Raw genomic sequence first — 19,767 nt, forward strand, 5'->3', positions numbered from 1 at the left:
GGTGTGTGTCCGCTTGGCTGCGGGGCGCGGCTCAGCGCTTGGACTTGGCCGTCTTCGGAGTCACCAGCTTGGTGGCGGTCCACTCCTTGCCGACGGGCAGTCCCTTGGCCAGGGAGAGGCCGGCGGTCTCGGCGGCCTCACTGATGTCGCTGGCCTCGACGAAGCCGTCCTTGCCGGTCTTGGGAGTCACCAGCAGGATCAGTGCGCCGTCCTCGACCAGCTCGGTCGCGTCGACCAGGGCGTCCGTCAGGTCGCCGTCGTCCTCCCGGAACCACAGCAGAACCGCGTCTGCGACATCGTCGTAGTCCTCATCGACGAGTTCGGTGACGTGATCCTCTACGGCATCACGGAATTCCTGATCGACGTCGTCGTCGTAGCCGATCTCCTGGACCACCTGTTCGGACTGGAAACCCAGCCGGGCGGCCAGGTTCTCCGCGTGGTCCGCGGTCGCGCTCACGGGGTGCCTCCTGCTCATGTTCGGTGAATGTTCTTCGGCGGCGCGCGTACGCGCAGCATTGGGCGTAGTCCACACGGGCGCGGCGGATCGCGCAAGTACCCGGCCGCCGAGACCGTCGAAACGGTGACGATTGCGGCCGTCTCGCCGCAACTTTCAGCCCCTCCGTATGTACCTCTGGTGATTCATCCCACACCATTCCACCCCATTCGGCATCGCCTCGGGACTTTCCTACCTGTTTGAGGGACGAACGACCTCGCGAAGCCGTAGATCGACATGGGCGTAAGGTTGCGGTTTGGCCGGTGCCGTCGCCACAGCCGTCACAATCCCGCCGACCTCGAGGGATTACCGAGCGGTAAAGATGACGATTACCGGCGAGCGTAAGACCATGGGAGGCGGCGAACCCCAAGGCACGACTCCCCCGACAGCGAAGGAACAGCGTGGCTTCCGCATCCGATCGCAATCCGATCATCATTGGTGGCCTGCCGAGCCAGGTCCCGGACTTCGATCCGGAAGAGACGCAGGAGTGGCTCGACTCCCTCGACGCCGCCGTCGACGAGCGGGGCCGCGAGCGCGCCCGCTACCTGATGCTGCGGCTGATCGAGCGGGCCCGCGAGAAGCGCGTGGCCGTGCCCGAGATGCGCTCCACCGACTACGTCAACACCATCGCCACCAAGGACGAGCCCTTCTTCCCCGGCAACGAGGAGATCGAGCGCAAGGTCCTCAACGCCACCCGGTGGAACGCGGCCGTCATGGTCTCGCGCGCCCAGCGCCCCGGCATCGGCGTCGGCGGCCACATCGCCACGTTCGCCTCCTCCGCGTCCCTCTACGACGTGGGCTTCAACCACTTCTTCCGGGGCAAGGACGAGGGTGACGGCGGCGACCAGATCTTCTTCCAGGGCCACGCCTCCCCCGGCATCTACGCCCGCGCCTACCTCCTGGACCGGCTCTCCGAGCAGCAGCTCGACGCGTTCCGCCAGGAGAAGTCGAAGGCCCCGTACGGCCTGTCCAGCTATCCGCACCCGCGGCTGATGCCGGACTTCTGGGAGTTCCCGACCGTCTCGATGGGCCTCGGCCCGCTCGGTGCGATCTACCAGGCCCGGATGAACCGCTACATGCAGGCCCGCGGTATCGCGGACACGTCCAAGTCACACGTTTGGGCGTATCTCGGCGACGGCGAGATGGACGAGCCGGAGTCGCTCGGCCAGCTGTCCATCGCGGCCCGCGAGCACCTGGACAACCTGACCTTCGTCGTCAACTGCAACCTGCAGCGCCTCGACGGCCCGGTCCGCGGCAACGGCAAGATCATGCAGGAGCTGGAGTCGCAGTTCCGCGGCGCCGGCTGGAACGTCATCAAGCTGATCTGGGACCGGTCCTGGGACCCGCTGCTGGCCCAGGACCGCGACGGCATCCTGGTCAACAAGCTGAACACCACCCCGGACGGGCAGTTCCAGACGTACGCCACCGAGACCGGTGCGTACATCCGCGACCACTTCTTCGGCGGCGACCACCGGCTGCGCGCGATGGTCGAGAACATGACCGACCAGCAGATCCAGCACCTGGGCCGCGGCGGTCACGACCACAAGAAGGTCTACGCGGCGTACGCGGCGGCCAAGGCCCACAAGGGCCAGCCGACGGTGATCCTGGCGCAGACGGTCAAGGGCTGGACCCTCGGCCCGAACTTCGAGGGCCGCAACGCGACCCACCAGATGAAGAAGCTGACGGCGGACGACCTCAAGCGCTTCCGCGACCGCCTGCACATCCCGATCACGGACGCCCAGCTGGAGGACGGCGCGCCGCCGTACTACCACCCGGGCCGCAACTCCCCCGAGATCCAGTACATGCACGACCGCCGCAGCGCGCTCGGCGGCTACGTGCCGACCCGCGTGGTGCGCGCCAAGCCGCTCCAGCTGCCGGGCGACGCCACGTACGCGGCCGCCAAGAAGGGTTCGGGACAGCAGTCGATCGCCACCACCATGGCCTTCGTCCGCATCCTGAAGGACCTCATGCGGGACAAGGAGATCGGCAGGCGCTTCGTGCTGATCGCGCCCGACGAGTACCGCACCTTCGGCATGGACGCGTTCTTCCCGAGCGCCAAGATCTACAACCCGCTGGGCCAGCAGTACGAGGCGGTCGACCGCGACCTGCTGCTCGCGTACAAGGAGTCCCCGACGGGCCAGATGCTGCACGACGGCATCTCGGAGGCGGGCTGCACGGCCTCGCTGATCGCCGCCGGTTCGGCGTACGCGACGCACGGCGAGCCGCTGATCCCGGTCTACGTCTTCTACTCGATGTTCGGTTTCCAGCGCACCGGTGACCAGTTCTGGCAGATGGCCGACCAGCTGGCCCGCGGCTTCGTCCTCGGCGCGACCGCCGGCCGGACCACCCTGACGGGTGAGGGCCTGCAGCACGCCGACGGCCACTCCCAGCTGCTGGCGTCGACCAACCCGGGCTGTGTGGCGTACGACCCGGCGTACGGGTACGAGATCGCGCACATCGTCCGGGACGGTCTGCGGCGGATGTACGGGCCCGACGCCGAGGACGTCTTCTACTACCTGACGGTCTACAACGAGCCGATCCAGCACCCGGCCGAGCCGGCGGACGTCGATGTGGACGGCATCCTGAACGGCATCCACCGGGTCTCGGCCGGCACGGCCGGCGCCGTCGGGGCGCAGATCATGGCCTCGGGCGTGGCGGTGCCGTGGGCGCTGGAGGCGCAGCGGATCCTGGCCGCCGAGTGGAACGTCAAGGCGGACGTGTGGTCGGCGACCTCCTGGAACGAGCTGCGCCGCGAGGCCGTGGCGGTGGAGGAGCACAACCTGCTCCACCCGGAGGAGGAGCAGCGCGTCCCGTACGTGACGCGCAAGCTGTCCGGCGCGGAGGGTCCGTTCGTGGCGGTCTCCGACTGGATGCGGGCGGTCCCGGACCAGATCTCGCGCTGGGTCCCGGGCACGTACACCTCGCTGGGCGCGGACGGCTTCGGCTTCGCGGACACGCGCGGTGCGGCCCGGCGGTTCTTCCACATCGACGCGCAGTCGGTGGTCCTCTCGGTGCTGACCGAGCTGGCCAAGGAGGGCAAGATCGACCGCTCCGCGCTGAAGCAGGCGATCGACCGCTACCAGCTGCTGGACGTCAGGGCCGCGGACCCGGGCGCGGCGGGCGGCGACGCCTGACCCCCCGCGGGTCGAACGGGTGAGGACGGGGGGCCGGGCCGCCGAGGCGACCCGGCCCCCCGTCGTTCCCGGGTCCGGGTGCGGGGTGCGGGGTCCGGACCCCGATGCCGGGGTCCGCCGCGTCTTACGCGTTCTTTACGATGCTCCGCATGAAGCAACCCTCCCGCCAGTCGCGGTGGGAGCGCCGGACGCAGACGCCTCTGCTGGTGCTCGCCCTCGGATTCGCCGTCGCCTATGCCGTGCCCATCGTCGTGCCCGACGCGAGTGCGGCCGTGCACCGCGCCTGCATGCACGCCGAGTGGGTGGTGTGGGCGGCCTTCGCCGCCGACTACCTGATGCGGCTGGGCCTGTCGGCTTCGAAGAAGGCGTTCGTACGGACCCACTGGATGGACCTGGCGGCGGTGCTGCTGCCGATGATCCAGCCGCTGCGGCTGCTGCGCGTGGTCTCCACGCTGATGCTGGTGGGCCGGCGGGCCCGGATGGCCCCGCAGATCCGGCTGACCACCTACGTGGCGGGCGCGGTGGTCGGGCTGCTGATGTTCGGCTCGCTCGCCGTGCTGAGCGTGGAGCGGGAGGCTCCCGGCGGCAACATCAAGAACCTGGGCGACGCCCTGTGGTGGTCGGTGACCACCATGACGACGGTCGGCTACGGCGACCACTCCCCCACCACCGGGCTCGGCCGGCTGCTGGCGGTGGGGCTGATGCTGTCCGGGATCGCGCTGCTGGGTGTGGTGACCGCCAACATCGCGGCCTGGTTCATCTCCCGCTTCGAGCGGGACGACCGGGTGGAACGGGCCCAGACGGCCGCGATCGCCGAACTGGCGTCGGAGGTACGGGCGCTGCGCGCGGAGGTCGCCCGGCTCGCCGCACCCGGGCCCGGGGCAGGACCCGGGCCCGGGACCGCTCCGGGCGCGGGGGCGGGCCTGCCGGCCCAGGCGCCCGGGGCGGCTCCGGCGGCGGCCGCCGTCAGCGCTCCCACACCTTGAACGCCCTGACCTGGTAGGGCGACTGGGGCAGCCACACCCCGTCGCCCGGATAGGTCTGGAACTCGCCCGTCTCGGCGCACTCGGCGGACTGGTAGGTGGTCACCGGGCGCCCGGTGCGGTTGACGAGGGACTGGGCGGTGGTGCCGGGCGGCAGCGCCGTACAGCTGTTGATGTCGAGGGTGCTGAGCTCGTGGGTCTTGCGGGCCCCTTTGAACTCCGGCTTCGCCCACAGGCACAGCTGACCGGTCGCGCAGGCCCCGAGCGTCGGCGGCCCGGCGGCCCGGCCCGGGGCGTGCCCGGAGCCGTGGGCCGGAGCCTGGCCCGCCGCGTGGGCGGCGGCGGTGGTTCCGGGGATCAGCAGGGTGGCGGCGAGGACGGCGGCCGGGGCGAAGGTCGTGCTCCACGTACGCATGACGGGTCAACTCCTGGTGGACGGACGGGCCCCGGACCGTTTCCGAAAGCTCCGTCGACACCACGCTGACCTGCGCGGACGGCCGGGCGGAAGGGGCCGCGGCCGGGTCCACCCTGATAGGCGACAACCCCGCCGGAACCGTCCGGCGGGGCTCTCGTACGCACGGAGTTGACGCCTCCGCGACCCCGTCCGATCGGCGGCGGACGGGGCCGGGGAGGCGCCGGAGGGGGCGCCGCCCGGGCCGCAGCGGGCGGCTCGGGCGGCGCCGGTCAGTGCCGGTCAGCGCCGGTCGGCGGGCTGGACACGGGCTGGACGTGGGCTGGACACGGGCTAGATGTGGGCCGCGCCCGCCCCCGCGGCGGCGTTCTCGCCGCGCTTGGTGAAGCCGGCGACGATCGCGGCGAGTACCGCGACCACGCCCGCGACGGTGAAGGCGGTGCTCATGCCCGCCACGAACGTGTCGTGGGCGACGCCCGTGATGGCCTGCGCGACCTGCTCCGCAGCGCCCGGCGGGACCGGGGCCACACCGACCTGGACCCCCTTCTCCGCGAGGTCGAGCTGCTCGGGGGTGAGCGGCGGCAGCTTCGCCGCGGCCCAGTTGTCCCCGAAGGTGCCGGCGACCTTGCTCGCCATGACCGCGCCGAGCACGGCGGTGCCCAGGCTGCCGCCGACCTGCATGGCGGCCTGCTGGAGCCCGCCGGCCACGCCGGACAGCTCCAGCGGGGCGTTGCCGACGATGACCTCGGTGGCGCCGACCATGACGGGCGCGAGCCCGAGGCCCATCAGGGCGAACCAGAGCGACATGGTGAGGGTGGAGGTGGCCGGGGTCAGCTGGGCCATCCCGAAACAGGCGACGGCGGTGGCGACCATGCCCGCGACCAGCGGCGGGCGCGGGCCGACCTTGGTGATGGCGAAGCCGGCCAGCGGCGAGCCGATGATCATCATCCCGGTGAGGGGCAGCAGGTGCAGGCCGCTGTCCACGGGGCTCATGCCGTGGATGTTCTGCAGGTAGAAGGTCACGAAGAACAGCCCGCCCATGAAGGCGAAGGCCATCAGGACCATCAGCACGGTGCCCGCGGACAGCGGCAGCGAGCGGAACATCCCGAGCGGGATCAGCGGCTCGGAGACGTGGTTCTCCCAGACGGCGAAGGCCGCGAAGCAGAGCAGGGAGCCGCCGAGGAAGGCCAGGGTCTTGAGGTCGCCCCAGCCCCATTCGGAGGCCTTGATCAGGGCCCAGATCAGCGAGAACATCCCGCCCGACAGCAGGGCGATGCCGAGGACGTCGAAGGAGCGCGGGGCGTTCTCGGCCCGGTGGTCGACCAGGATGAACAGGCCGAAGGCGAGCGCGAGCACGCCGACGGGCACGTTGATGAAGAAGACCGACTGCCAGCTCACGTTCTCCACGAGCAGGCCGCCGACGATCGGCCCGGCGGCGGTCGAGGCGCCGATGACCATGCCCCAGATGCCGATGGCCATGTTGAGCTTCTCGGCCGGGAACGTGGCGCGCAGCAGCCCGAGCGCGGCGGGCATCAGCAGGGCACCGAAGACGCCCTGGGCGACGCGGAAGCCGATGACGAGCTCGACTCCGCCGGAGAGGCCGATGGCCGCCGAGGAGACGGCGAAGCCGGCGATGCCTATGAGGAAGGTCTGGCGGTGGCCGAAGCGGTCGCCGAGCTTGCCCGCGGTGATCAGGGAGACCGCGAGGGCCAGGAGGTAGCCGTTGGTGATCCACTGGACGTCCGCGAGCGAGGCGCCGAGGTCCTTCTGGATGGCCGGGTTGGCGACGGCGACGATCGTGCCGTCGAGGGTGACCATCATGACGCCGACCGCGACGGCGAAGAGGGTCAGCCACGGATGGCCGCGCAGGCCGGTGCGGACCGGCGCCGGGTCCGGTTCCTTGCCGAGGACCACGCCTTGGCCGTCGACGGTGATCTGACTAGTCATGCGGACAGATTAGTGACAGTCGCTGACACTTCACAGACGGCTTAACGAGACAGTCGCTGTCAGGTCCGTCACAGATACGCTGACCGCCCACTCCAGCGTCAGAAGGGACCCCGTACGCCGTGATGACCGAAGAGCGTCCCGCGCCGCCCGCACCGGCGACCGGACTGCGCGAGCGCAAGAAGCGGCGCACCCGCGACGCGCTGCTGCGCGCCGCCCTCCTCCTCTTCATCGCCCAGGGGTACGAGGAGACCACCGTCGACGAGATCACCGACGCGGTGGACGTCTCCCAGCGCACCTTCTTCCGGTACTTCGCCAACAAGGAAGAGGTCGCCTTCGCGGTCCAGGACCTGGTCGAATCGCACTTCGTCGCCGCGCTGCGCTCCCGCCCCGCGGCCGAGGGCCCGCTCGAGGCGATGCGCGCGGCCGTCCTCGACGCCTGGGACACCGTCGAGGAGGCCATCTCGGACCTGGTCCCGGTCGACCTGTACATGCGCAGCTACCGGCTCATCGAGTCCACCCCGGCCCTGCTCGCCGTGCACCTGCGCCGCTCCACGGAGCTGGAGGAGCGGATCTCCCGGCTGATCGCCGAGCGCGAGGGGCTGGACGTGGACGCCGATCCGCGCCCCCGGGTGGCCGTCGCCGCGTTCTCGGGCGTGATGCGGGTCACCGGGCGGCTCTGGGGGCAGGGCGAGGACACCGGCGTCGCGACGATCCGGCGGATGACCGAGCGCTACCTCGACCAGATCGGCCCTGCGCTGGCCGCCGACTGGCGCCGCCCGGTCTGACCCGCGCGATCTTCCGGGCCGGCCCGCACGATCTTCCGGGCCGCCATCCGGCGCCGCTCCGCTCCGCGCGGCCCGCGGTGACTCCGGTCACCCGGCGCGCCGCGGGCCGGAATGGTCTCCTACGCTGAGCGCAGTGAAACTGTCCGGCCTTGCCCACCCCCACTCGTCCGACGCCGTCGCGCGCCCGGCCGTCCTGCGCACCCTGCTCGCGCTGACGGTGGTCTTCCTCATGCTCGCGACCACCGGATGGACCTCCGTGTACCGGCCCGAGGACGGGGCCTCGGCGCGCCGGGCGGCACTCACCTCCTGGGCCCAGTCGCGCTTCGGCGGCCGGCCGCTGCCCGCCGCCGACGCCCCCGCGCCGATCGTGGCGCGCTTCTTCGCGAGCCTGGACGGCGCCCAGCGCGCCCGGCTCGCCGAAGCCCACCCGCTCGTGGTCGGAAGCCTCGACGGCGTGCCCGTGGCCACCCGCTACCGGGCCAACCGGATCGCCCTGCAGCAGGCCGCGCGGTCCGAGGAGGCCCACCGCGGCGACGTCACGCTGGCCCCCTCCGACCGCGCCACGGCCGGGCGGCGCGCCCACCGCTTCGAGTCCCTCGCCGAAGCGGGCCGGCAGATCCTCATGTTCGACCCCACCGGCAGCGGCCTGGTCGCCGAGGTCTTCGGCGACCTCGGCACGGCCCGCCGGGTCTCGGTGATCATCCCGGGCGTCGACACCGACGCGCTCACCTTCGAGCGCACCGAGCGGCGCCTGACCGCCCCCGTCGGCATGGCGGAGTCCCTGTACGAGGCCGAGCGCGCGGCCGCGCCCGCCGGCCGCACGGCCGTCATCGCCTGGGCCGGCTACACCGCCCCGAGCGGGGTCGGCATGGACGCGGCGACCGGCCGGATGGCCGTGGACGGCGCCGCCAGACTGCGCGCGCTGACCTCCGCGCTGCCCGGGAGCTCGAGCGTGGCGCTGTTCTGCCACAGCTACGGCTCCGTGGTCTGCGGGGTAGCCGCGCACGAGCTGCCGGCCCGGGTCACGGACATCGCAGTGGCGGGCAGCCCCGGGATGCGGGTCGACAACGCCCGCGAGCTGGGCACTTCGGCGCGGGTGTGGTCGATGCGGGACACCGGCGACTGGATCGCCGACGTCCCGCACCTGGAGTTCGGCGGCCTCGGCCACGGCGCGGATCCGGTCTCCCCGGAGTTCGGCGCGCGCGTGCTGTCGGCGGCCGGAGCCAAGAGCCACACCGGCTACTTCACGCCAGGGACCGCTTCCCTGGACAACTTCGCCAAAATCGGAACCGGTGCGTTCGGTTCCACTGTGTGCGCCACCGGGGACGACACCTGCCGGCGCGGGATTTCCCGCGCCGACGGTTCCTGACCCACCCGGACGACCCGAAATCGGACCTCACAGCGGGGGGACGCGCGGGGGTGCGTCCCTTTACGATGTGCCGCATGGGTGACGTACTGGCCGGAAACCATGCCGTCTGGGAGTTCGACCGCACCACGGACTCGATGATCATCCGCTTCGCACGGGGGATGCGAACGCCCAGGCTCTGGCACGCCCTGGGAACCCGCCGGATCCCCCTCGAAGCGTTGTCCGGGGTGAGCGTGACCGCGGGGCGCCGGGACACCGTCGTGCTGCGCGCCCACGCGCGAGCGGGCGCGGACCCCCTGGTGGAGGCCGCGGCGGGGCAGCTGAGGGAAGCGTGCGATCCGTACCGGCTGGTGCTGCCCGGCGACGCCCGGGGTCGGGCGGCCGCCTTCGCACAGGCCCTGCGCGAGCGGCTGGGCCCGGCCGGACCCGCCGACCGCTTCCTGGTCGCGGCTCCGCAGCCGCCGCTCGCCCTGAAGGCGTACGACGCCCGCCTCGCCTTCGACGGCGCCTGCGTCGCCTTCCGCTGGTCCCGCACCGGGGCCACGAGCACCAAGTGGAAGGCCGGCGACCAGCGTTATCCGCTGTCCGCGCTGACCGGCCTCGCCTGGCACTCCCCGGACCGCCCCGGGGCCCACCTGCGGCTCTCGGTCCAGGGCGCCCCGGGTGACCCGCGCCCCGACCACGACCTCGCCTCCGCCGTCTTCGGCGTGGGCTACGGCGCCGTCCACGAGTCCCTGCCGTTCGCGGCGGCGGTCCTCGCCGGGCTGCGCACCCGCACCCCCGTCGCGTCGGTCCCTAGACCCCGCGCCGACGATCGCCTCCGGCACCTCGCCGAACTGCACGGCGCGGGCCTGCTCACCGACGCGGAGTACACGGCCCTGCGCGACCGCTTCGCGGCCGAAGCCTGACCCCGACCCGACCCGACCCGGCCCGGGTCGACCCGGGCTACGCCTCGCGGGCCACCGACGTCGCGGACATGTCCGGGTAGCGGTCTCCCGCGACCAGGGACGCGATCGGCTCCAGCCGCGCCAGCTCGGCTTCCGTCAGGGCGATCCGCGTCGCCGCCGTGTTCTCCGCGACCCGCTCCGGCTTGCGCGTGCCGGGGATCGGCACCACCGTCAGCCCGTGCACCGCCGCCCGCCGCTGCACCCACGCCAGCGCGATCTGCCCCGGCGTGGCCCCGTGCGCCGCCGCGATCTCCCGTACCGGCGCCAGCAGCGCCGCGTTCGTCCGCGCGTTCTCCCCCGTGAACCGGGGCTGGTCCCGGCGGAAGTCACCGGCCGTCAGCTCCGCCGCCGCGTCCGTGAACGCGCCGGTCAGGAAGCCGCGTCCGAGCGGGGAGTACGGCACGAGCGCCACGCCGAGCTCCGCCGCGGCGGCCGCGGCGCTGCGCTCCACGTCCCGGCTGAAGAGCGACCACTCCGACTGGAGCGCCGCGATCGGGTGCACGGCGTGCGCCTCGCGCAGCTCGGGCCCGGTCACCTCGCTCAGCCCGAGGTGGCGCACCTTGCCCTCCCGCACCAACTCCGCCATCGCGCCGACCGATTCGGCGAAGGGGACGGCCGGATCGTGCCGGTGCATGTAGTAGAGGTCGATCACCTCGGTGCCGAGCCTGCGCAGGCTGGCCTCCACCGCCCGACGGATGTACGCCGCGTCGTTGCGGACCCCCCGGTACACCGGGTCGTCGGTGCGCTCGATGGCGAACTTCGTGGCGAGGGTGATCTCTTCGCGGTGCGCGGCCACGAACGGCGCGAGGAACTCCTCGTTCGCGCCCCGCCCGTAGACGTCGGCGGTGTCGAAGAGGGTGACCCCGGCGTCGAGCGCCGCGTCGAGGGTCCGGCGGGCGACCGCCTCGTCCGTGTCCCCGTAGAACTCGCTCATGCCCATGCAGCCGAGGCCCTGGACGCCCACCAGCGGGCCGCCCTTGCCCAGTTCGACCTTTTCGAGCCTGCCGGTCTTCTCGGCGTGCTCGGCGTGCTCGGTGTTCTCGGTCATGTCCGGTCCGCCTTTTCCGCGACGGCGTGCATCGCATACATGTCGATCTTGTAGTCCAATACGGCGAGCGCGTCGCCCAGTTCCGCGATCCGCGCCCGCACATCGCGCCGCGTCCGCTCCAGCAGTTCGCGCCGCTGGCCGACGGTGTGCCCGCCCTCCCTGACCAGTTCGGCGTAGCGGACCATGTCCGCCACCGACATCCCGGTGGCGCGCAGCTTGCCCACGAAGGCCAGCCAGTCGAGGTCCTTGTCGCTGAAGCGCCGCTGTCCCGAGTGCGAGCGGTCCACGTGCGGCATGAGGCCGATCCGCTCGTACCAGCGCAAGGTGTGCTGGGTCAGACCGGTCCGGGCCTCGACCTCGCTGATCGTGTACCGCGTCTGCGTCAGGCTCATGGCCACACGCTAAAACCTTGGAGTGCACTCCAAGCAAGTAGGCTCGGCCGCATGGAGAGCATGCAGAGTCTGCGGACCATCGAGAACTGGCCGGTTGTGACCGCCGCGGCCGCCGTCGTCCGCGCCGACGGGACCGTACTGGGCGCCCACGGCCCGGTGGACCACCGCTTCGCCCTGGCCTCCGTGACCAAGCCGCTCGCCGCCTACGCCGCCCTCGTCGCCTACGAGGAGGGCGCGATCGAGCTGGACGAGCCGGCCGGGCCGCAGGGCTCCACCGTCCGCCACCTGCTGGCGCACACCAGTGGCCTGGCCTTCGACGAGCACCGCGTGAGCTCCCCGCCCGGGCAGCGCCGCCTGTACTCGAACGCCGGTTTCGAGGTGCTGGGCGACCACATCGCCAAGGCCACCGGGATCCCCTTCTCCGAGTACGTCCACCAGGCGGTCTTCGAGCCGCTGGGCATGGCGTCGAGCAGCCTGGAGGGCTCCCCCGCCAAGGACGGCGTCTCCACCGTCGCCGACCTCGCGCGCTTCGCCGCCGAACTCCAGCAGCCGCGGCTGCTGGACGTCCGCACCGTCGCCGAGGCCACCGCCGTGGTCCACCCCGGACTGAAGGGCGTCCTGCCCGGCTACGGCCACCAGTCCCCCAACGACTGGGGCCTCGGTCTGGAGATCCGCGACGGGAAGGCCCCGCACTGGACGGGCTCCGGCTCCTCGCCGCGCACCTTCGGGCACTTCGGGCAGGCCGGGACCTTCCTGTGGGTGGACCCGGACGCGCGCGCCGCGTGCGTGGCGCTGACCGACCGCCCCTTCGGCCCGTGGGCCGTGGAGGCCTGGCCCGTGTTCACCGACGCGGTGCTCGCCGACCTCCGCCGCCCGGTCTGATCGGCCGGCCGGTCAGGGAAGCTCCCAGATCAGCAGCTCGCCCGGGGATCCGGCGACGAGCTCCAGGTCCGGCTCGCCGGTGATCCGCAGGGAGTCCCCGGGGCCGATCTCCTCCCCGTGCTCGCCGTCCAGGCGCAGGTCTCCCCGTACGACGTGCACGTACACCCGCTCGGCCGCCGGCACGGCGACCCGCTCGCCCGCGCCCGGCCGCCGTACGTGCAGGACGGCCCCGGCCGCCGGCACCGCGTAGGGCGTGCTGTCGGCGATGCCCCTGACCAGGGCGTACGAGGGCTCCCCGGCCGTGTCGAGCGGCGCGAGCCACATCTGGACGAAGCGCAGCGGCCCGGGGCCGTCGTTGCGCTCCACGTGGCGCGTGCCGGAAGCGGCGCCGAGGTGCTGTACGTCGCCGGGCCGGACCAGGGTTCCGGCGCCCGTGGCGCCCTGGTGGGTGAGCTCGCCGTCGGCCACCCAGGTGACGATCTCGGTGTGGCTGTGGGGGTGCTCGTCGAAGCCGGCGCCGGGGGCGAGGGTCTCCTCGTTGCACGCCATGACCGGGCCGAAGCGCAGGTTGTCCGGGTCGTAGTGCTGTCCGAAGGAGAAGGCGTGCCGGGTGGCGATCCCGGCCTGCGCGTCCCCGCCCTCGTACCGGTCGGAGCCGCGGCGTACATCAATCATGGGGGTCACCGTAGCCTCCGGACCGGGTGGCGCCCGTGGTACCGGACGCCGCGAGCTCTCCCCGATAAGGCAGTCTTGTCACGTGCCCCAACCCGAACGTGAGCATTCCCCCGCGATCCATTCCGCGCATCCGGCTCCCGCCCATCCGCATTCCGCGACGCTGCGGCGGCTCGAGAAGTCCTCCGGCCGGCTCGCGGCCAACGCCATCGCGCGCATGGACGAGACGCTGCCGTGGTACCGGGCGATGCCACCGGAGAACCGGTCCTGGATCGGCCTGGTCGCCCAGGCCGGCATCGCCGCGTTCACCGAGTGGTTCCGGCATCCGGAGGCCCCTCAGGCGATCTCGACCGATGTCTTCGGGACGGCTCCGCGCGAGCTGACCCGGGCGATCACCCTGCGCCAGACCGTCGAGATGGTGCGGACCACGATCGAGGTCATGGAGACCGCGATCGACGAGGTCGCGGCACCCGGTGACGAGTCGATCCTGCGCGAGGCGCTGCTGGTGTACGCCCGGGAGATCGCCTTCGCGACCGCCCAGGTGTACGCGCAGGCCGCCGAGGCCCGCGGGGCGTGGGACGCCCGGCTGGAGTCGCTGGTCGTCAACGCGGTGCTGTCCGGCGAGGCCGACGAGGGCGCCCTGTCCCGGGCGGCGGCGCTCGGCTGGAACTCCCCGGACCACGTGTGCGTCGTGCTGGGCACCGCGCCGGAGGGCGACAGCGAGCTGACGGTGGAGGCGATCCGGCGCGCGGCCCGCCACCACAAGCTGCAGGTCCTCACCGGTGTGCTCGGCGACCGGCTCGTGGTCATCGCGGGCGGCAGCGACAATCCGATGCAGGTCGCGAAGTCCCTGATCGGGCCGTTCGCGGCGGGTCCGGTGGTGGCCGGCCCGGTCGTCCCGGACCTGCTGAACGCCACGAAGTCCGCGCAGGCGGCGGCGGCCGGGCTCAAGGCCTGCACGGCCTGGCAGGACGCTCCGCGTCCGGTGCTGGCGGACGATCTCCTGCCCGAACGCGCGATCGCGTCGGACCCTTCGGCGCGCGAGCAGTTGGTGGAGGAGATCTACAGACCGCTGGAGGAGGCGGGTTCGGCCCTCCTGGAGACGCTCAGCGTCTACCTGGAGCAGGCGAGCAGTCTCGAAGGCGCAGCTCGGATGCTGTTCGTTCACCCCAACACCGTGCGCTACCGGCTGCGACGTGTGACGGACGTCACCGGCTGGTCGCCCTCAGATGTCCGTTCCGCGTTCACCCTGAGGATCGCCCTGATCCTCGGGCGTCTGGCCGACGGCGATCCTCAGTCCTAGACTTTTGTCGGACATCAACAATTACCCCGAAGGTTCTTCGTCCCTGTCCCCACGGGCGGCGCGGACCGAACACAAGAGAGAGTGTGAGGGTGCTCGTACTCGTCGCTCCCGGCCAAGGCGCACAGACGCCCGGCTTCCTGACTCCCTGGCTCGAACTGCCCGGCGCCGCTGCCCGCGTCGCCGGCTGGTCGGACGCCATCGGGCTCGACCTTGCCCACTACGGCACGAAGGCCGACGCGGAGGAGATCCGCGACACGGCCGTGGCGCAGCCCCTGCTGGTTGCCGCCGGTCTGCTCTCCGCGTCCGCGCTGGGCGCGCCCACGGCCTTCGGTGCCGTCGCGGGCCACAGCGTCGGCGAGATCACCGCCGCCGCCTACGCCGGCGTGCTGTCCGACACGGACGCGCTGTCCTTCGTACGCACCCGCGGGCTCGGCATGGCCGAGGCCGCGGCGATCACCGCGACGGGCATGGCGGCGGTCCTCGGCGGGGAGCCGGACGTCGTCGTGGCCCACCTGGAGAAGCTGGGCCTGACCCCGGCGAACGTGAACGGCGCGGGCCAGATCGTGGCCGCGGGGACCATGGAGCAGATCGCGGCCCTGGAGGCCGAGAAGCCCGAGGGTTCCATGAAGGTCGTCGCCCTCAAGGTCGCGGGCGCCTTCCACACGCACCACATGGCTCCGGCGGTCGCCGGTCTGGAGAAGGCGGCAGCCGCCCTCTCCCCGGCCGACCCGGTGCTGAAGTACGTATCGAACAAGGATGGCCAGGTCGTGACCACGGGCGCCGATGTCGTCGCCCGGCTGGTCGGCCAGGTGGCCAACCCGGTCCGCTGGGACCTGTGCATGGAGACGTTCGCCGAACTGGGTGTCACGGGGATCATCGAGCTGTCCCCGGGTGGCACTCTGACGGGTCTGGCCAAGCGCGCGCTCAAGGGCGTACCGAGCGTGGCCCTGAGGACCCCGGACGATCTCGAGAAGGCCGCGGCGCTCGTAGCCGAGCACGCGGTCTGAGAGAAGGAGCCCACACAGCATGTCGAAGATCAAGCCATCCAAGGGCTCCCCGTACGCCCGCATCCTCGGTGTGGGCGGCTACCGCCCTGTCCGCGTGGTGCCCAACGAGGTCATCCTCGAGACCATCGACTCGTCCGACGAGTGGATCCGCTCCCGTTCCGGCATCGCCACGCGGCACTGGGCCTCGCCCCAGGAGACCGTCGCCGCGATGTCGGTGGAGGCCTCCGGCAAGGCGCTGGCCGCCGCCGGGATCGAGCCGGAGAAGATCGGCGCCGTGATCGTCTCGACGGTGTCGCACTTCAAGCAGACCCCGGCGGTCGCGACGGAGATCGCGCACCGCATCGGCGCGGGCAAGCCCGCGGCCTTCGACATCTCGGCGGGCTGCGCCGGCTTCGGCTACGGCCTGACCCTGGCCAAGGGCCTGATCGTGGAGGGTTCGGCGGAGTACGTCCTCGTCATCGGCGTGGAGCGGCTCTCGGACCTCACCGACCTGGAGGACCGTGCGACGGCCTTCCTCTTCGGCGACGGCGCGGGCGCCGTGGTCGTCGGCCCCTCGGACGAGCCGGGCATCGGCCCCACGGTGTGGGGTTCCGAGGGCGACAAGTCCGAGACGATCAAGCAGACCGTGCCGTGGGACGAGTACCGCAGCACGGACAGCGCCGAGAAGTTTCCGGCCATCACCCAGGAGGGCCAGGCGGTCTTCCGCTGGGCCGTCTTCGAGATGGCCAAGGTGGCCCAGCAGGCGCTCGACGCAGCCGGGATCACCGCCGATGACCTGGACGTCTTCATTCCGCACCAGGCAAACATGCGGATCATCGACTCGATGGTGAAGACTCTGAAGCTGCCGGAGCACGTCACGGTCGCCCGTGACGTCGAAACCACCGGCAACACCTCGGCCGCCTCGATCCCGCTCGCTATGGAGCGGCTCCTGGCGACCGGAGCGGCGAAGAGCGGCGACACCGCGCTCGTCATCGGCTTCGGGGCGGGACTCGTCTACGCCGCGACGGTCGTTACCCTCCCCTAGGGTCCGGAATCCCTTTTTCCGTCCCTGTTCCACCCCAGTACCCAATGAAGGAGCGCCACATGGCCTACACCCAGGATGAGATCGTCGAAGGTCTCGCCGAGATCGTCAACGAGATCGCCGGCATCCCGACCGAGGACGTCCAGCTCGAGAAGTCCTTCACCGACGACCTGGACGTCGACTCGCTGTCCATGGTCGAGGTCGTCGTCGCCGCCGAAGAGCGCTTCGAGGTGAAGATCCCGGACGAGGACGTCAAGGGTCTCAAGACCGTCGGCGATGCTGCGAGCTACATCCTCAAGAACCAGGCCTGAGCCTGACGAGCGTTTGTCGCCACCTGGCGGTGGCGCCGTGACAATTCAGCACCCCCTGAGACGTGGAGAAAGAATTCCTGTGAGCCCGACCAATCGCACCGTGGTCGTCACCGGTATCGGCGCAACCACTCCGCTGGGTGGCGACAGCGCTTCGACCTGGGAAGGTCTGCTTGCCGGCCGTTCCGGCGTAAAGCCCCTCGAGGGCGAGCGCTTTGCCGAACTCCCGGTTCGTATCGCCGCAACTGCCGCCGTGGACCCGAGTGAGGTCCTTCCCCGGCCGCTGGCCCGCAAGCTGGACCGCTCGGCCCAGTTCGCGATCATCGCGGCCCGCGAGGCGTGGGCCGACGCCGGCTACACCGCCCCGGCGGGCGAGGACGCGTCGATCGCGCCCGAGCGCCTGGGCACCGTCATCGCCTCCGGCATCGGCGGCGTGACCACCCTGCTCGACCAGTACGACGTACTGAAGGAAAAGGGTGTGCGCCGGGTCTCCCCGCACACCGTCCCCATGCTCATGCCGAACGGCCCGTCGGCCAACGTCGGCCTGGAGGTCAACGCCCGCGCGGGTGTGCACACTCCGGTCAGCGCCTGCGCGTCGGGCGCCGAGGCCATCGGCTACGCCGTCGAGATGATCCGCACCGGCCGTGCCGACGTGGTCGTCGCGGGCGGCACCGAGGCGGCGATCCACCCGCTGCCGATCGCCGCGTTCGCCAACATGATGGCGATGTCCAAGAACAACGAGAACCCGACCACGGCCTCCCGCCCGTACGACAAGGCCCGCGACGGCTTCGTCCTCGGCGAGGGCGCCGGCGTCGTGATCCTGGAGTCCGCCGAGCACGCCGCCGCGCGCGGCGCCCGGGTCTACTGCGAGGTGCTGGGCCAGGGCCTGTCCGCGGACAGCCACCACATCGCGCAGCCGGAGCCGACCGGCCGCGGTGTCGCGGCCGCCGTGCAGAACCTGCTCGACAACACGGGTCTCGACCCGGCCGAGCTGGTCCACCTGAACGCGCACGCCACGTCCACCCCGCAGGGTGACACGGCCGAGCTGAAGGCCCTGCGCAAGGTGCTGGGCGACGACCTCGACCACATCGCGATCTCGGCCACCAAGTCGATGACCGGTCACCTCCTCGGTGGCGCGGGCGGCATCGAGACCGTCGCGACGGTGCTGGCGCTGTACCACCGCCTGGCCCCGCCGACGATCAACCTCGACGACATCGACGACGACATCGACGCGGACATCGTGCGCGGCGAGCCCCGCAAGCTCCCGGCCGACGGCCCGATCTCCGCGATCAACAACTCCTTCGGCTTCGGCGGCCACAACGTGACGCTCGCGTTCCGTACTGTCTGACCGAGACCCACGCGAAAGGCCCACCCGGATGGTTCCGGGTGGGCCTTTCGCGTGCGCGAGCAGGGCTCAGACGACCTGGTGGAGCCAGCGCACCGGAGCGCCCTCGCCGGCGTAGCGGAAGGGTTCGAGCTCGTCGTCCCAGGGCTTGCCGAGCAGTTTGGCGATCTCCGCCTCCAGGTCCGTCTCTCCGCGCGAGGACCGGGCGAGGGCGGCACGCAGCCGGTCCTCGGGGATCAGGATGTCGCCGTGCATTCCGGTGACGGCGTGGAAGATGCCGAGCTGCGGGGTGGAGCTGTAGCGCTCGCCCTCGGCCGTCGGGCAGGGTTCCGCGGTCACTTCGAAGCGGAGCAGGTGCCAGCCGCGCAGGGCGGAGGCGAGTTTCGATGCGGTGCCCGCCTCGGCCTGCCAGGAGAACTCGGCTCTCCAGGTGCCCGGGGAGGCGGGCTGACGGATCCAGTCGAGGTTCACCCGCACCCCGAGCACCCCCGCAACAGCCCATTCCACGTGCGGGCAGAGCGCGCGCGGTGCGGAGTGCACGTACAGGACTCCACGTGTCGTCACCGGGACCTCCAGTGTGGGACGAGGTCGGGAATAAACTCCAGAAAACGGACAGTATGTGACGTGATGTAATGTAACGGAAATTATTTGACATTGCGTTGCGGGACTTGCGGCCGAAACGCCACGGGAAAAAGCTACCGTGCGCCGGGGGTCATGGTGTGACGTACGGTCGCTCCCAGGCCCGTAAACACAGAGCATTCACTCAGCAGGACGCCCCCGATGGACGCGGGGCGACGAGGAGGGACCTCCCGCATGCGCACCACCGCCCCGCGCCGCCGAGCGCGCAGGACGCTTCCGGGCGCGGGCGCGACGGCCGCCCTGCTGGTCGTGGCGGCGGGTGTGCTGGGCGGGTGTTCGGCCGACGGGGCGAAGCCCGCGGGCGAACGGGGGGCGCAGGCCGCGCCCCGCTGGAACACCGCGCCCGCCTCGGTCGCCGCGGTCGGCGACTCCATCACGCGCGGTTTCGACGCCTGTTCGGTGCTGGCCGACTGCCCGGAGGCCTCCTGGGCCACCGGTGACGACCCCGCCGTCCACTCGCTGGCCGCTCGGCTGCTCGGGGAGGCCGAGGCGCCCGCGCGCAGTTGGAACTACGCGGTGACCGGCTCCCGGATGGCCGACCTGCCGGGACAGCTGGCCTCCGCCGCCGCGCACAGGCCCGGCCTGGTCACGGTGATGGTGGGCTCGAACGACGCCTGCCGGCCGTCGGCTTCGTCGATGACCCCGGTGGCCGCCTTCCGCTCCGGGTTCGAGAAGGCGCTCGCGGACCTGCGGGCCGCCTCGCCCGCCTCGCAGGTGTACGTCTCCAGCGTCCCGGACCTCCAGCGCCTGTGGGAGCAGGGCAAGGACGATCCGATGGTGCGCCAGGTCTGGCGGCTCGGCATCTGCCAGTCGATGCTCGCCGAACCCACCTCCGAGACCGCCGGGGCGACGGCCCGGCGCGAGCAGGTGCGGGCGCGCGTGGTCGAGTACAACGAGGTGCTGCGCGAGGTCTGCGCGAAGGACGGGCTGTGCCGCTACGACGGCGGCGCGGTCTTCCAGTACCCGTTCTCGGCGGAGCAGTTGAGCCGCTGGGACTGGTTCCACCCGGGCAAGGACGGACAGGCGCGGCTCGCGGAACTGGCGCACCGACAGGTGACCTCCGCCGAGCCCCCGCGTTGACGC

At 71.8% G+C, this 19,767-nt stretch carries 19 protein-coding genes; 12 read left to right on the forward strand and 7 right to left on the reverse strand.

What is annotated here, in order from left to right:
* Positions 1 to 31: 31 nt before the first annotated feature.
* Positions 32 to 457, reverse strand: a complete 426-nt coding sequence (locus tag DRB96_RS00610) for a DUF3052 domain-containing protein (protein WP_204357601.1) — start codon at positions 455 to 457, stop codon at positions 32 to 34.
* Positions 458 to 894: 437 nt separating this feature from the next.
* Here DRB96_RS00610 and aceE point away from each other — a divergent pair, with 437 nt between their 5' ends.
* Positions 895 to 3,627, forward strand: a complete 2,733-nt coding sequence (gene aceE, locus DRB96_RS00620) for a pyruvate dehydrogenase (acetyl-transferring), homodimeric type (protein WP_112446266.1) — start codon at positions 895 to 897, stop codon at positions 3,625 to 3,627.
* A gap of 149 nt (positions 3,628 to 3,776) precedes the next feature.
* The gene (locus DRB96_RS00625) at positions 3,777 to 4,613 is read left to right on the forward strand and encodes a potassium channel family protein (protein ID WP_112446267.1); all 837 of its coding nucleotides are present in this window, start codon (positions 3,777 to 3,779) and stop codon (positions 4,611 to 4,613) included.
* On the opposite strand, the gene DRB96_RS00630 is transcribed toward DRB96_RS00625, so the two are convergent.
* Together DRB96_RS00630 and DRB96_RS00635 are read right to left on the reverse strand one after the other, a co-directional pair.
* Positions 4,594 to 5,025, reverse strand: a complete 432-nt coding sequence (locus DRB96_RS00630; protein WP_112446268.1) for a peptidase inhibitor family I36 protein — start codon at positions 5,023 to 5,025, stop codon at positions 4,594 to 4,596. The two genes, DRB96_RS00625 and DRB96_RS00630, sit on opposite strands and share 20 nt — an antisense overlap.
* A gap of 330 nt (positions 5,026 to 5,355) precedes the next feature.
* Positions 5,356 to 6,969 (reverse strand): MFS transporter, encoded by a 1,614-nt coding sequence (locus tag DRB96_RS00635; protein WP_112446269.1) that lies wholly within the window; start codon positions 6,967 to 6,969, stop codon positions 5,356 to 5,358.
* A gap of 122 nt (positions 6,970 to 7,091) precedes the next feature.
* Between DRB96_RS00635 and DRB96_RS00640 the strand changes: the two genes are divergently transcribed.
* From DRB96_RS00640 to DRB96_RS00650, 3 genes are all read left to right on the forward strand, one after another.
* Positions 7,092 to 7,754, forward strand: coding sequence for a TetR family transcriptional regulator (locus DRB96_RS00640; protein WP_112446270.1), 663 nt, complete (start codon positions 7,092 to 7,094; stop codon positions 7,752 to 7,754).
* A 229-nt stretch (positions 7,755 to 7,983) separates the two neighbouring features.
* The gene (locus DRB96_RS00645; protein ID WP_204357970.1) at positions 7,984 to 9,123 is read left to right on the forward strand and encodes an alpha/beta hydrolase; all 1,140 of its coding nucleotides are present in this window, start codon (positions 7,984 to 7,986) and stop codon (positions 9,121 to 9,123) included.
* A 74-nt stretch (positions 9,124 to 9,197) separates the two neighbouring features.
* The gene (locus DRB96_RS00650; RefSeq protein WP_112446271.1) at positions 9,198 to 10,028 is read left to right on the forward strand and encodes a DUF4429 domain-containing protein; all 831 of its coding nucleotides are present in this window, start codon (positions 9,198 to 9,200) and stop codon (positions 10,026 to 10,028) included.
* Positions 10,029 to 10,065: 37 nt separating this feature from the next.
* Here DRB96_RS00650 and DRB96_RS00655 read toward each other — a convergent pair whose 3' ends face one another.
* Entirely contained in the window at positions 10,066 to 11,115 is a 1,050-nt protein-coding gene (locus DRB96_RS00655) for an aldo/keto reductase (RefSeq protein ID WP_112446272.1), read from the reverse strand.
* Complete coding sequence (locus tag DRB96_RS00660) at positions 11,112 to 11,507, reverse strand: MerR family transcriptional regulator (RefSeq protein ID WP_112453116.1); 396 nt, start codon at positions 11,505 to 11,507, stop codon at positions 11,112 to 11,114. The genes DRB96_RS00655 and DRB96_RS00660 overlap by 4 nt, the downstream gene beginning before the upstream one ends.
* A 60-nt stretch (positions 11,508 to 11,567) precedes the next feature.
* On the opposite strand from DRB96_RS00660, the gene DRB96_RS00665 reads away from it, so the two are divergent.
* A complete protein-coding gene (locus DRB96_RS00665) occupies positions 11,568 to 12,389 on the forward strand; it encodes a serine hydrolase domain-containing protein (protein ID WP_112453117.1) in 822 nt (273 codons plus the stop codon).
* A 12-nt stretch (positions 12,390 to 12,401) separates the two neighbouring features.
* Here the strand turns inward: DRB96_RS00665 and DRB96_RS00670 are convergent, their stop codons facing one another.
* Positions 12,402 to 13,064, reverse strand: a complete 663-nt coding sequence (locus DRB96_RS00670; RefSeq protein ID WP_112453118.1) for a pirin family protein — start codon at positions 13,062 to 13,064, stop codon at positions 12,402 to 12,404.
* A 115-nt stretch (positions 13,065 to 13,179) separates the two neighbouring features.
* Between DRB96_RS00670 and fasR the strand changes: the two genes are divergently transcribed.
* The 5 genes from fasR to fabF all read left to right on the forward strand — a co-directional run bounded on the left by fasR (position 13,180) and on the right by fabF (position 18,048).
* Positions 13,180 to 14,364: a fatty acid biosynthesis transcriptional regulator FasR gene (fasR, locus tag DRB96_RS00675; protein WP_112453119.1), complete on the forward strand. Its 1,185-nt coding sequence runs from the start codon at positions 13,180 to 13,182 to the stop codon at positions 14,362 to 14,364.
* A gap of 89 nt (positions 14,365 to 14,453) precedes the next feature.
* Positions 14,454 to 15,371: an ACP S-malonyltransferase gene (locus tag DRB96_RS00680; protein WP_112446273.1), complete on the forward strand. Its 918-nt coding sequence runs from the start codon at positions 14,454 to 14,456 to the stop codon at positions 15,369 to 15,371.
* A 19-nt stretch (positions 15,372 to 15,390) separates the two neighbouring features.
* Positions 15,391 to 16,395, forward strand: coding sequence for a ketoacyl-ACP synthase III (locus DRB96_RS00685; RefSeq protein ID WP_112446274.1), 1,005 nt, complete (start codon positions 15,391 to 15,393; stop codon positions 16,393 to 16,395).
* 59 nt (positions 16,396 to 16,454) lie between these two features.
* The gene (locus DRB96_RS00690; RefSeq protein WP_112446275.1) at positions 16,455 to 16,703 is read left to right on the forward strand and encodes an acyl carrier protein; all 249 of its coding nucleotides are present in this window, start codon (positions 16,455 to 16,457) and stop codon (positions 16,701 to 16,703) included.
* 79 nt (positions 16,704 to 16,782) lie between these two features.
* Positions 16,783 to 18,048 (forward strand): beta-ketoacyl-ACP synthase II, encoded by a 1,266-nt coding sequence (gene fabF, locus DRB96_RS00695; protein WP_112446276.1) that lies wholly within the window; start codon positions 16,783 to 16,785, stop codon positions 18,046 to 18,048.
* Between the two features lie 66 nt (positions 18,049 to 18,114).
* On the opposite strand, the gene DRB96_RS00700 is transcribed toward fabF, so the two are convergent.
* Positions 18,115 to 18,609, reverse strand: coding sequence for a DUF3145 domain-containing protein (locus DRB96_RS00700; RefSeq protein ID WP_112446277.1), 495 nt, complete (start codon positions 18,607 to 18,609; stop codon positions 18,115 to 18,117).
* Between the two features lie 249 nt (positions 18,610 to 18,858).
* Here DRB96_RS00700 and DRB96_RS00705 point away from each other — a divergent pair, with 249 nt between their 5' ends.
* Entirely contained in the window at positions 18,859 to 19,764 is a 906-nt protein-coding gene (locus tag DRB96_RS00705) for an SGNH/GDSL hydrolase family protein (RefSeq protein ID WP_112446278.1), read from the forward strand.
* The last annotated feature ends 3 nt before the right edge of the window (positions 19,765 to 19,767 follow it).

The sequence above is a fragment of the Streptomyces sp. ICC1 genome (genome assembly GCF_003287935.1).
Classification (GTDB): domain Bacteria; phylum Actinomycetota; class Actinomycetes; order Streptomycetales; family Streptomycetaceae; genus Streptomyces; species Streptomyces tritrimontium.